Genomic DNA, 12,044 nt, shown 5'->3' on the forward strand with positions numbered 1-12,044 from the left:
AGCGTTGGTGTTTCATGGATGTTTCAGTTTGTAACGACTGGCCGGTGATGATTGACGCTTGTCGGCACAGAGGGGACACTCTGCCCTCCTGCCATCCATGGCAGATTTTAGATAATGGCAGGTAATTGCGTGATGACAGACACTTTCCACGATTCGGCCATTTCGCCCAATGCGCCGCGTATTTTGGTGGTCGATGACGATCCGGGCATTCAGACGTTGCTCGGTCGGTATCTGCGTGAGCAGGGTTTCGATGTGCGTATGGTGGGCAGTGGGGCTGAAATGGATACCGCGCTGGCTGCGGACCCGCGCGTGGATTTGCTTGTGCTCGACATCATGCTGCCGGGCGAGGATGGTTTGAGCATCGCGCGCCGCCTTGATCCAAAAACGCGGCCGCCGGTCATTATGCTTTCGGCGCGAGGCGAGGATATCGATCGGATCGTCGGCCTGGAAATCGGTGCGGATGATTATGTGCCCAAGCCCTTCAATCCCCGGGAGTTGCTGGCGCGGATTCGAGCCGTTCTGCGCCGTCATCGTATCGAGCCGGATGCGCATGTTGAGAAGGCGCACCGCACGCGGGTCGGCGATTTTGCTGTGAATGTGCAGACACGGCAGGCGTTCCTGCATGACGAGGCGCTGGATCTCACGCATGGCGAATGGCAGTTGTTGCAGTTCTTCATCGAGCGACCGAACCGGGTCATCAACCGCGACCAGATCATGGATTATCTGAAAGGCTACGAGCGCTCGGCATTCGATCGCAGTATCGATGTGCGCGTCACCCGTCTGCGGCGGAAAATCGAGGAGAATCCTGCCGAGCCGCGTTATCTCGTGACAATCTGGGGCGAAGGGTATCTGTTCGCGCCATCGGGCCGCAGCCCGCGTTCTCCGGATGTTCCTGCGGCGGCGGGCGAGCCGACGTGATTCGAAAATCGCGCCCACCGCGTGTCTGGAGCCTGTTTTCCACTACCGCCTTGGCTTTGGTGGGCAGTGTCAGTTTCATTCTTGTCTTTGCCTTGAGTGCGGTGACTTGGTTCGCCATGGTGCCGATGGCCAAGCATTCAGCCGATGATCTTGCGGCCTTGATTGTGCTGTCGGCCCAGACCTGGGTTGAGTTACCCAAAGATGCGCAACCATCGCTGGCAGCGGAGTTGAAAACACAGCACGGTCTGAAGATCGAGGAAATTCAAACGCTGAGCCGACAACACGGCACCTTGCTGCCCTATGTGCGTTTTCTGCACGATGCGGTCGTGCGACGCTTGAATGCCTGCCCGCCCGGCACCAGGGATAATGCTACCGGGGAGTGTGTTTACATGGGGGTGTTGCCCGATCGGGCGGGGTATTGGCTGGAATTGCCGATGGCCGATGATGTCCTGCGGTTCGAGTTCTCCCGTGATCGCGTGGGTTACCGTATTCCCTTCACGCTTGGTGCCATTCTGGTGGGCGGTATCCTGCTCACACTTATCCAGGCGCTGTTTTTGACGCGGCGGTTGACTCGGCCGGTCAGTCAGCTTGCCGAGCAGGTCAGTCGAGGTTTGCCCGATGCCCCCCTCCCCTTGACGGGGCCGCAGGAAACCCGAGTGCTGATCGATGCGGTTAATCGGCGCTCTGCCGAAGTGGCCCGACTCCTGGAGAACCGGACCATCCTCTTGGCGGGTATCTCGCATGATTTGCGCACGCCACTGACGCGTTTGAGTCTCGGTCTGGCATTGGCGCAGGACGAAATTGATCCTGATCTGCAAACCCGGATGCAGGCTGATATCGAGCAGATGAATCGTTTGATTGCCGAAGTCCTGCAAATTGCCCGCGGGGTAAGCCAGTCTGCCAGCGAACCTACCCCGTTGCATTTGTGGCTGACTCGATTTGTCGCCGCATGGCAGCAGCGGGGCACGGCAATTTCCCTTGTTGTCGATGAGCCCTCCGCCGCATTGGAAATCGATGTTGCCACGGATAGCCTGCAACGGATTCTGGATAATCTGGTCGAAAATGCGCATCGTTATGGCCGCCCACCCATCACGTTGCGCTGCCTGCGCACGGCCGATGCACAAATACTGTGCATTGAAGACGAGGGGGACGGATTGACAACGACGGAAATTATCCGCTTGCGCGAGCCCTTTGCCCGCAAGGATGAGGCCCGTTCCGGTGTGACGGGATACGGATTGGGTTTGAGTCTCGCGCAGGCGCTGGCACAAGCACAAGGGTGGGAACTGGATTTGTATACTCCGGGCGAGCACCCTTATTTGCCAGACGGCCCCATGCCCAAAGGGTTGGCGGCCTGCCTTCGCCTGCCGGCCAGTGTCGCGCCCGTTCGGCTGCTTTCATCGAGCGAAGTATGAGTCGCTACTTTAAGCGTAGTTTGTAAACGAGCGAACCGGTGCGGTTAATTGGGCGCACCTTTTCTATGCGGGGTTTACCGGCAAGCGTGATTTTTAGTGTTTTTGCACCAAAAAAGTACATTTGACGGGCAATCGGATTTAATTTGTGTTTTTACGGTGCATTCACGCAGGGCGTCTCGTGCACGGTGATCCGCGCAAGTGGTGGATTAACACTTATGAATCAGGGTGTTCTTGGCCTGTTTTTCTTTAAATTCACGCGCTCTTATTTTAGGCATGATTCCTGCATTTATTGCCAAGACAAGCGTTTGGTTCGATGATGCGCGCTGCATAGTCTGTCTCACACGCGCTTTGCGTTCGCTTAATTTTGAAACTGCCCCTCTGGAGGAATTCATGTCCGTAAGTCATGCGATGAAAATGATGGAAGAAAACGGCGTCAAGTTCGTCGATTTCCGCTTTACCGATACCCGTGGCAAGCAACAGCACGTCACTTACCCCGCTGCGCGCGTGGACGAAGACTGCTTTGAGTCCGGCATGATGTTCGATGGCTCATCTATTGCCGGCTGGAAAGGAATTAACGCCTCTGACATGATTTTGATGCCAGATGCCAGCTCTGCGGTCATGGACCCGTTCTCTGAAGAATCCACCATGATTCTGATCTGCGACGTGATTGAGCCGGACACCATGCAGGGCTATACCCGCGATCCGCGTTCCGTTGCCAAGCGAGCCGAGGCGTACATTCAGGCTTCGGGTCTGGCCGATGCAGCGTACTTTGGTCCCGAAAACGAATTTTTCGTATTCGACGACGTGCGTTGGGGCAATGAAATGTCCGGCTCTTTCGTCAAAATCGATTCCAAGGAAGCTGCCTGGAATACCGGTAAAGAATACGAAGAGGGCAACATGGGGCATCGTCCCGGCGTGAAAGGCGGTTATTTCCCGGTTCCTCCGGTCGACTCACTGCATGATCTGCGTCAAACCATGTGCCTCGTGCTCGAAGACATGGGCCAGACCGTTGAAGTGCACCACCACGAAGTGGCAACCGCCGGTCAGTGCGAGATCGGGGTTGCGTTCAACACGCTCGTGAAAAAAGCCGATGAAGTACAGAACCTCAAATACGTGCTGCACAACGTAGCGCACAGCTATGGCAAAACACTAACCTTTATGCCCAAGCCAATGTACGGCGATAACGGTTCCGGTATGCACGTTCACCAGTCCATGGCCAAAGACGGCAAGAACCTGTTCTCCGGCGACAGCTATGCGGGTCTCTCGGAAATGGCCCTGTACTACATCGGCGGTATCATCAAGCACGCTCATGCGCTCAATGCGTTCTGCAACCCGTCCACCAACAGCTACAAGCGTCTGGTCCCCCACTTCGAAGCGCCTGTGAAGCTCGCTTACTCCGCCCGTAACCGTTCGGCTTCCATCCGTATTCCGTTCGTATCCAACCCGAAAGCCCGCCGAATCGAACTGCGCTTCCCCGACTCCACCGCGAACCCGTATCTGGCATTCGCCGCCATGTTGATGGCCGGTATCGACGGTATCCAGAACAAGATCCACCCGGGCGAAGCGGCCAGCAAGAACCTGTACGATCTGCCGCCGGAAGAAGAGAAAAACATCCCGGAAGTGGCGTTCTCTCTGGACGAAGCGTTGGACGCACTGGATAAGGACCGCGAATTCCTCAAGCGTGGCGATGTGTTCTCCGATGATCTGATCGATGCCTACCTTGAACTCAAGCGCGGCGAAGTCCAGCGTCTGCGCATGCTGCCGCATCCGGTCGAATTCGAGATGTACTACAGCCTGTAATCGATATGCCTGACGCAGGCTGCCATTCGGCTGCGCGGGCTTAAACGGCTTTAACAAAAAAATCCCCGGCCTTGGTCGGGGATTTTTTTGTCTCAAGTAAATTCAGGCGGGATTTTGCATTTCGCCTCCCCCACCTTCGCCGAGCACCACTTAACATCCCCCTTTAACGCGGGCTTCGCCTGCTTAACGCAGAGCTGGCGTAAGCCCGCAAAAAGGGGGTACAGGGGGGATTTTTACAGCACTATCCTTATCATGGCCAAGGGCACGCCCCGTTCAAATCCTTGGCTTCCACGCGTAAACGGCCGGATTTCGCCAGAACCAGATCACGTGCGTTGTTGGCGATATCCGTTGGCACACACACCCGCAATGTTCCCGCCGTAAATGCGCCACCGGGCTGGGAAGCAAAACCAAGTGGAGAAAAGATAATGGGCTTTTCAACCGGGGTATTACCCTGAACAACCACATCGTCCCGACGCGCAATACCGGTAAACAGGATCTGTTCACCCGCATCCAGCGTGCCGCTTTTATCTGCATCCACAAAGGCAAGCCAGCCGTTGGACCAATCCACGCTTGCGAAACAGCCCGATTGATTGCCCGCGCACAGCGTGACCGGCCGCCCCTTCACAATCGCCGTTTGCCGAGCAGCGCCAAAAGCCGAAACAAAATCATTTGCCGTCGTTGCAAGATGATTTTGCGCGGTCATACGTGAAAAAGATGGGATGGCAATGGCCAGCAGGATCATGGCGATGATGAGTGTCATCATCAATTCGATGGCCGTAAATCCGAGAGAAGAATCTGGCGGAGCGAAGCTCGGTTCAGTGAAGTGATTCGACATCTATTGCCCTCCATCGCCTTCTTCAAAGGAGTGGGCTTTATCCTAACGCAAATAACCAATCACGGGGACCTCAAAATACCCGTGTTCCGTCGTTCCCGCGAAAGCGGGAACCCAGAGAAATCAAGGCGCTGGATTTCCGCGTACGCCGGAATGTCGGGCTTTCGAGCTTCCCTCACTAGAAGATCGCCCCTCGCTGTCGGCCAGAACCATCAGTCAGAACTGTTAATTAGGACCGTCAGTTGGAGTAGAGCGGACAACATCCGGAAATCAACCCACCCATTGAACGAATTGGATCAGTCATGATTCATTTATGATGGTTTTCCTACCAACAATCAGCCACTGTGCCAGAACCCGATTCAGTTCGCGTACCAACCTGATTGATACTCAATGTGCCACATTGGGTATCGCGGCTCAGTTGCGCACCTGTCGGGGTTGCCGTAACAGTATAGGTGTTGGGATTTGCTGCTGCATTAGGTGCTGTGGCTACCACCGTGAAGGCGTAGTCCGCGCCCGAGTTTTGTGCAGTGCTGCAATCGAGCTGATTCGCAGCCGGAACGGGACTACCCACCACAGGATTAGCAGTCCCTGCCGAGTCCTTGTCATACCGCAAATTTGTCGTGTAATACCGTTCCATGTAATTGGCATACTCCGACAAACACCCCTCCGCCGCTGCGCGTTTGGTTTTTACCACGCTGTTGATATACGACGGGTATGCAATCGCCGCGATGATGGCGATGATCGCCAACACCACCATCAACTCGATCAGAGTAAAGCCGATTGAAGTCTGGAGTCTTCCGATATTTCGTGAGTTCATACGGATCGGATGGTTTTCGATAGTCATATCATTAATATCCTTATTAGTTAACCAGCTCACGCCAAGAAATGCGTTGTTTCGCATTCAAATTCTGCGGGTTGATTTTTGTGATGGCCGCATTGCCGCCACTAGTTTGAGTAATCAGATAAGGCAAACCGTTGACCGTGACCACATATGGGGTACCAACACCGTTTAATTGAACCCCGGCCACGGTTGAGCCATCGGCTGCTTTTTGATAACTCCCTGTCGCATCCGGGAAGAACCCTTCTGTTAATCCACCACCTGAGGCGATATCGAAGGCCATGGACCAACCGGTCTGCACACCCGGATTACACTCATTCGCAGAAATCACGGGGGGGATTGCCGTGTTCACTAATACTGCATTGCCCACGATGGTCGGGTTATAAATGATCTGCTCTTGCGCGCCAGGTAAATCAAAATACCAGCCATACTGTTTGTTGGCACTGTTACTATTGCCGCACGTTTTTGTCCCCTTCCAGCAGACCTGATTTGTGGCACTGACCGAACGATAGCCCTTGATCGAGCCAGATGTCGTGGCGGTTGTGGTAGCGGCTACCGACTGGCCTAGAAGCACACTCCGCGCTAATGTCTGCGGAGCGGATAACGATGCATATTGGGTTGTAGCGGCAGGAATTGTGACACCTGCGGTTGTGGTGGTTCCATTATCCCAATCACCCATATCCCAGTCCCAGATACCGTAAAAGGTTTGGGTTCCAGAAGCATAAGTGTCGCCAGCGAAGCTGGTAGCAGGTGTTTTCTGCCCAGTACCGAAAAGCACGATGACCCGGTTTTCGTTATCGACTTTTACGGATGCAATCGCAGGCGCTGTGGTAATGGGCTGGCGAACACTGCTGCTGTCCTTGGCCACATACAACGGTGTTGCACCGGCGTTACCAAACTTGGAAACCGCCCAATCCGACGGATTACTGCTGGTGACATTAAAGCGCCAGAGATTGCCTCGCTGGTCACCGGCATAGATATAGTCCGCAACATGATCATCGTCCAGATCGGCATAAGCGACCGAACTGATGCCATTCGGGGTGGCAGAGGAGCCCACACCCGTATCAAGAAATTTAAACGTGACCGCTCCGGTCGTTGAGTTAACAAGGCCAATATACACGCCTGCGCTGGTGCCGCTATTTAAGCCATTGCCAAAAATAAAGGCCCAGTCCCCGTTATGCAGGCGGGTGATGACGGGTGTGCCGGTGGTATTACCCAGGTGCGACAAGCCAGCTGAGGCATTGGTCCAGTCCCCTTTGACGAGATTGGCGGCGTTGGTCTCAGAAAACGCACTGGGATCTGTTATGTCCAAGGCATAGATTTCCTTACCACCCATCCCGAGCCCGCCCACCAGCCAAGTGTGCCAAGCACCTCCATAATACAGGTCACCGGCTACCGGCGAGGCATCCACAAAATAATGGTGTCCGTAGGTCGGGCTAGTTAAATCCACCACATTGGTATTGGCCAGCACGGAGGCAGGCATAAACGCCAAAACTTCCCTGCCGTCGTTATTCGTGCTGTTGTAGGTGCCATCTGCGTTATAGCTGCCCGAGCGGAAGCCATGCACCAAACCATCGTTACTGCCGGTATAGACAATATTCTCGCGCGTCGCGTTATCACTGACAAACTGGCTATAACCGGTGGTGGCCCCATTTTCGGGTGGTGTGCTCGTGGGGTACAAGGCATCCGCCCAGACACTCGGCAAAGCAGTGGCGGAGGGTGAGCCGACGACCACCGGACTGGAATCAATGATGTCGCCCAACACACTGGTTCGTGTACGTAACGGGCCGGGCGTTGCGGCTTCTTGCTCTTTTGACCGATTACCGCGAAGCCATGACAACCGCTCACTACCCAAGCTGTCCGAGGAATTCAAAATTGATTTTTGCGACGATGTTAAGTTCGTCCAACGAAATGGAATACCTGAAGTGCCATTCCATGTCACGATCGCTCGACTCGTTGGAGTTTGTCTTGTGATGGAGTTCAACGCATTACCACTGGCATCCGTGCCCATATTGGGACAATCGCCCCCCGTCAACACGCAACTCGCGTCCCAGTTGGCCACACTCGAAGCGGTCAACGTGCCGCTACTGAATACCAGGGGTTCAGAAACAAGTGAGCCCCACCAGTTATTGGGATTGTAGTAGGCAAGATAGATTTGCGTACCCGTTTTAACTTCACCTGACTGAATGGTATTGGCACCGACACTACTGGAGGACTGAATGGGTGCGGCCTGAAAACAGGTGATTTCGTGCACATTATTCGAGCCACCGGTACCCGCCGAAAAACCAAAACGGAACGCAGATGGCAGCGGACCGTTGTCTGCCGTGATGGACTGGTTGGTCAATACCGGCTGATAGGTTCCGCCATTGTAGCTATACATGAATGTAAGCAAATTCGCCGGCGTCAGGATCAGCTTGTAGGTGATGGGAATAGCATTTGTGCGATCAGAAGTGCTTTCATTGGCAATCAGCGTGGCATCTGGCAATACGCGATAACCACCGGGGATCGCGTTGTAGTTATAGGGCAATGTAACTTTTTCTGACGTTTCATCATCTTTAGGGTTGTCAAAGTAGCCATTTTTACAGGCATTCTTGACCATCTTTGCCTTGTCTGAATCGGAGGTTCCGTCTGGGAATGCAAGGGGGTAATTCTTGTTCAGCCACGCCCAATTGGTATTCCCCGCGCCACGCAGGCCAATCCGGTTCGGTTGGTAATACTTCCTACCTGAGTCGTAAAAACTATTAGTGCCATTAGCTGTCGTGCCATTCGGATCATTTGAATTATAAATCCCCGTATTGGTGTTATCGCCAGAATTAAGGAAGTTACCGAACTCATCCACGCCCAGGCCAAGATAGGCGTCTTGTAAGCCATCGTATTTACCGTTTATGTTCGAGCAGCTATAACCCAAGCTACCACCCAGAGCGCCAGCGGTCAGCGGCAAGTCTTTGGTGCCATCGGTCAGAAAAAAACTGATGCCATCGGCACCATCTTTTGCCAAACCACCCTTGTCGCCGCCGTAGGTATAAGTTGTAAAGGTTACCTGTAAGCCTTGCGATGTAGGGAAGGTGAAGTCCGAAATAATCGCACCGGTTTGATTGTTTTGAGCCGGCGTCAGGCGCAGTGCGCCTGAACCTACAGTATCAACGGGCGCGCTACACGCAGGGATTGTGCCGGCACCACTTCCTGCCGTCATGCATGCGTCATCCAGCGCCTTCCAGTTATTGTTGGCTGAAGCCCCGGTAAAGTTATCTACGATCGGGTCTACCGCACTGGCTTGCCCCGAGCAAAGCAACGCCAGCAAAGCGGCTAAATAAGTAACTTTGAATATTTTCATGTTGATCGTCCTTTGAATACCAATCTTTTTTGGGAGCGTGACGTAAGTTCAATCATCTCTATTAAGAGCCCAAAAGGGCGTTTAATCTCTAAAGGTGGACTGCAGCGTGACTACAGCTCTATCTGCACTGTTGGCGGGGTCGCCACTGCGTGCCGTGATTCTAAAATAGGTTGAGTTGGCGCCAGCACCACATCCGCCGTAACTGGCACACCCTGAGAGCTGCTTCACAGATCCGTTGGTATCAGCAAAGTCACCCATGTTCTCGACCACAAACTGTGGCTGTCCACTGGCCAATGCACCCGCATCGAATTGACTGGTTGCCAACGTTTGTACCGTAACCGTCGATTGATCCGAATCCGTAAACGGATCCGTGGCACAAACCTTGTTATTAACGGGGCGACAATCCCTGATCGTTGTATCCGTCGGGTCATTTAAAACCAGTGATTCTCCCGCTCGAAGCGCGGCTTCGGCACTTTGAAACGCAATTTCCCGATCATAAAAGTTCGATGTCATCTGCTGCTGCATCGTGGTACCACGAATGGCGGCCAAGCCGACAAGAGTCACCACGACCAGCAACACCAGCGCGACAACGAGGGCCACCCCTTTATTTTTGACACCCGGATGGCTTGAGCCAGTAAATAGGTAATTATTCATATCAGTTGACCCGATTACGCAGCGTGACGGTTGTCGTGAAACTGCGGGTTAAAGGCTGGATATCCGTGCCGGCTCTTTGATCCGAACTCTGCGTGATAAGCGTGATTTGAACCGCATCCACCTGCGCCCAGTTCCCAGCTACACCCGCGGCATCCACAAAATCAGTGCTGCCGGCCAGGTGATATAGCAAATCCATGCCCGTGACATTCCGCACTATTTCTTGCGGTGTACCGGTTGCACCACCCGAAAGACCCACTTGATAGAGGGACCGCCCGCCCACCGAATTGTTGCCGATGTACCAATACACGGATTTGAGCGCGGCAAGTTCTGAGTTGGTGCCATACCAGTAGGGCGTGCCGGCAGTGGGATTAGTTGATGCATCGCAGGTTGCTGGTCCCGGAAAACCCACTTGGTCGGTACAGTTTCCCGGTGTGGCACTGTTGCCAGTATTGTGCCCCACTGTCACATTTGAGGAGTTGTAGTTGGTAACCTGCACGATCGTGGCCTGCGATGGATCACATACGAGTACGATGTCGCCCGGATTGATCGCTGTTGTTGATTGGCTCAACTTGAAATTGGCGGAGTTTGACTGCCCCCCTTTGGCCGACCCGTCCAGAGAAATTCCGGTACCCTCTACCAAGGCAAGGCGCATAGAGTCAGAGTGTGGCCCGGCCGCCCTAGACCCAGCAGCACCTGTGGTGTCCAAATCCACAGGCGGGTCGCCAGCCAAGGAGGCACTGGCATCATACCCCTTGAGTGCCGTGGTCCAGTCGAGCAATCCGGTACCGCCACCGATCACCGTGTTTACGATGCGAGACGAGGCGTTACCGCAAGGTGTGCCACCGGCCTGTCGAATATCACGCGCCAAAAATTCAAAAGCGGTGCGTGAGCTATCCTGAACTTCGGCCAGGGCTTGATTGGTTCGGTACGATTGTTGGTTAGCGAGAAGCACGCTAATCACGCCACCGATCACAACCAAACCCAAAACGAGCGAGATCATCAGCTCGACTAGCGTGAATCCCCGGTTTTTTTTCAAGAGGCATGCACTGCGATAAAAATGAATTGGATACTGGTTCATAACATGGCCCGAGTAATAACTTGTTGGGTGGCGGATCCGCCCGTGCCCGCTCGACTATCATCAAACTGAATGGTAATGGTGCAATCGCCTGTGTTCGAGCAACTCACCACACCTGTCGTCGTGTCATTGGCACCCAAAGTGTTCGCCAGCTGCGCGCACCAAACACTCAGTTGATCGGTTGCCAATCCCGAGCCGGTAGCTGGGCAGGCGTCGGCCGTCACCGTTTGGTTGTAGGTACCCGCCAGCGCATTGGCCCGATCCGCGCGCATGGCATCGAGAATCGAATAGCTCGCCACCACCGCCATGCTGCGCGCCATGGCACTATTGTTGGTAGACAGCGATTTGGCCTGTAGTGCCGCAATGCCTAAAAAGCCGATGGACAGCACCAGGACGGCGATAAGCACTTCAATCAAGCCCACGCCGCGCTGGTTGGGGCCGTAAATGGGTTTATTGACACGTTCCACTGGGACCTCCTGCGGTGCAATTCGCATTACTTTCTGTGCATGTAGAAACCACCGAACCGGAAGTGAGATAAACACAACGATGGTTGTTGCTGGAAATCTGGCCGGTATAAATATCGGCAACCAAGCCACTGTAGGGCGCGGTGGATGTGGTGGTATGCGCCAATCCCTGAGCACCATAGTTCAACGCCTTAACATTTTTAATATCAATCACGCTGGGCTGAATGCCGGAAATACCCGCATGAATTACAGTGGCGCTGCCCGCCGGAAAGTTCACGCTGCACGTATTATCGCCGCACACACCCACATCGGCATTACGCTTGATGGCCGCCATGCGCGCAATGGCGAGGTTGCTCACCAAACTGTTCGCGCTGGTTGTAAGCTTGTTGCTCACCGTAAGATAGGTGAAACTCGGAATCGCAATCGCCAACAGAATGGCGGCAACGACCAAGGTGATCATCAGCTCGATAATGGTAAACCCGCGCATTCGACGGTGACGGCCTTGGCTGCCGCGAGGGTGCGTCGATGCGCTGGCTGGGGTTGTGTGGTGCGGATTTAGTCTCATTTATTCCAATCCTTTTGTTCGACGTTATATAAGCACACAACCAAAACCCACGCCTAGTGGCTGGTTGCCGAATGGTCAAGTTGGCCCGATAAACGGCGCGGGGTTGGTTTTGCGGCGTGCGTCATTGTGCAAATCCCCCTCATTCCCCCTTT

Annotated in this window: 10 protein-coding genes; 3 read left to right on the plus strand and 7 right to left on the minus strand. The window is 54.2% G+C overall.

Annotation, left to right across the window (positions count from 1 at the left end; translation table 11 throughout):
• The first annotated feature begins 132 nt into the window (after positions 1-132).
• The 3 genes from PHD44_RS03140 (at position 133) to glnA (ending at position 4,130) form a co-directional block, all read left to right on the plus strand.
• On the plus strand, positions 133-918 hold the full coding sequence (locus tag PHD44_RS03140; RefSeq protein WP_300187975.1) for a response regulator: 786 nt from the start codon (positions 133-135) through the stop codon (positions 916-918).
• Entirely contained in the window at positions 915-2,330 is a 1,416-nt protein-coding gene (locus PHD44_RS03145) for an ATP-binding protein (protein ID WP_300187977.1), read from the plus strand. The genes PHD44_RS03140 and PHD44_RS03145 overlap by 4 nt, the downstream gene beginning before the upstream one ends.
• A gap of 390 nt (positions 2,331-2,720) precedes the next feature.
• Positions 2,721-4,130 carry a glutamate--ammonia ligase gene (glnA, locus tag PHD44_RS03150; RefSeq protein WP_300187979.1) on the plus strand — a complete coding sequence of 470 codons (1,410 nt, stop codon included), beginning with the start codon at positions 2,721-2,723 and terminating at the stop codon, positions 4,128-4,130.
• 250 nt (positions 4,131-4,380) lie between these two features.
• On the opposite strand, the gene PHD44_RS03155 is transcribed toward glnA, so the two are convergent.
• The 7 genes from PHD44_RS03155 to PHD44_RS03185 form a co-directional block, all read right to left on the minus strand.
• Positions 4,381-4,965 carry a GspH/FimT family pseudopilin gene (locus tag PHD44_RS03155; protein ID WP_300187981.1) on the minus strand — a complete coding sequence of 195 codons (585 nt, stop codon included), beginning with the start codon at positions 4,963-4,965 and terminating at the stop codon, positions 4,381-4,383.
• A 322-nt stretch (positions 4,966-5,287) separates the two neighbouring features.
• The gene (locus tag PHD44_RS03160; RefSeq protein ID WP_300187983.1) at positions 5,288-5,806 is read right to left on the minus strand and encodes a type IV pilin protein; all 519 of its coding nucleotides are present in this window, start codon (positions 5,804-5,806) and stop codon (positions 5,288-5,290) included.
• A 16-nt stretch (positions 5,807-5,822) separates the two neighbouring features.
• A complete protein-coding gene (locus tag PHD44_RS03165) occupies positions 5,823-9,134 on the minus strand; it encodes a PilC/PilY family type IV pilus protein (RefSeq protein WP_300187985.1) in 3,312 nt (1,103 codons plus the stop codon).
• Between the two features lie 81 nt (positions 9,135-9,215).
• Positions 9,216-9,788, minus strand: a complete 573-nt coding sequence (locus PHD44_RS03170) for a PilX N-terminal domain-containing pilus assembly protein (RefSeq protein WP_300187987.1) — start codon at positions 9,786-9,788, stop codon at positions 9,216-9,218.
• Position 9,789: 1 nt separating this feature from the next.
• Entirely contained in the window at positions 9,790-10,866 is a 1,077-nt protein-coding gene (locus PHD44_RS03175; protein WP_300187989.1) for a PilW family protein, read from the minus strand.
• On the minus strand, positions 10,863-11,330 hold the full coding sequence (gene pilV, locus PHD44_RS03180) for a type IV pilus modification protein PilV (protein ID WP_300187991.1): 468 nt from the start codon (positions 11,328-11,330) through the stop codon (positions 10,863-10,865). Before pilV ends, PHD44_RS03175 begins: the two co-directional genes overlap by 4 nt.
• Complete coding sequence (locus PHD44_RS03185) at positions 11,314-11,892, minus strand: GspH/FimT family pseudopilin (RefSeq protein WP_300187993.1); 579 nt, start codon at positions 11,890-11,892, stop codon at positions 11,314-11,316. The genes pilV and PHD44_RS03185 overlap by 17 nt, the downstream gene beginning before the upstream one ends.
• Between the last annotated feature and the right edge of the window lie 152 nt (positions 11,893-12,044).

Source organism: Halothiobacillus sp. (assembly GCF_028710545.1).
Classification (GTDB): domain Bacteria; phylum Pseudomonadota; class Gammaproteobacteria; order Halothiobacillales; family Halothiobacillaceae; genus Halothiobacillus.

Excerpts from the sequence above, each read along its gene's own strand:
- glnA (WP_300187979.1), top strand. The coding sequence starts at position 2,721 with ATGTCCGTAAGTCATGCGATGAAAATGATGGAAGAAAACGGCGTCAAG.
- PHD44_RS03170 (WP_300187987.1), bottom strand. The coding sequence starts at position 9,788 with ATGAATAATTACCTATTTACTGGCTCAAGCCATCCGGGTGTCAAAAAT.
- PHD44_RS03140 (WP_300187975.1), top strand. The coding sequence starts at position 133 with ATGACAGACACTTTCCACGATTCGGCCATTTCGCCCAATGCGCCGCGT.
- PHD44_RS03175 (WP_300187989.1), bottom strand. The coding sequence starts at position 10,866 with ATGAACCAGTATCCAATTCATTTTTATCGCAGTGCATGCCTCTTGAAA.
- PHD44_RS03185 (WP_300187993.1), bottom strand. The coding sequence starts at position 11,892 with ATGAGACTAAATCCGCACCACACAACCCCAGCCAGCGCATCGACGCAC.
- PHD44_RS03160 (WP_300187983.1), bottom strand. The coding sequence starts at position 5,806 with ATGACTATCGAAAACCATCCGATCCGTATGAACTCACGAAATATCGGA.
- PHD44_RS03155 (WP_300187981.1), bottom strand. The coding sequence starts at position 4,965 with ATGTCGAATCACTTCACTGAACCGAGCTTCGCTCCGCCAGATTCTTCT.
- PHD44_RS03165 (WP_300187985.1), bottom strand. The coding sequence starts at position 9,134 with ATGAAAATATTCAAAGTTACTTATTTAGCCGCTTTGCTGGCGTTGCTT.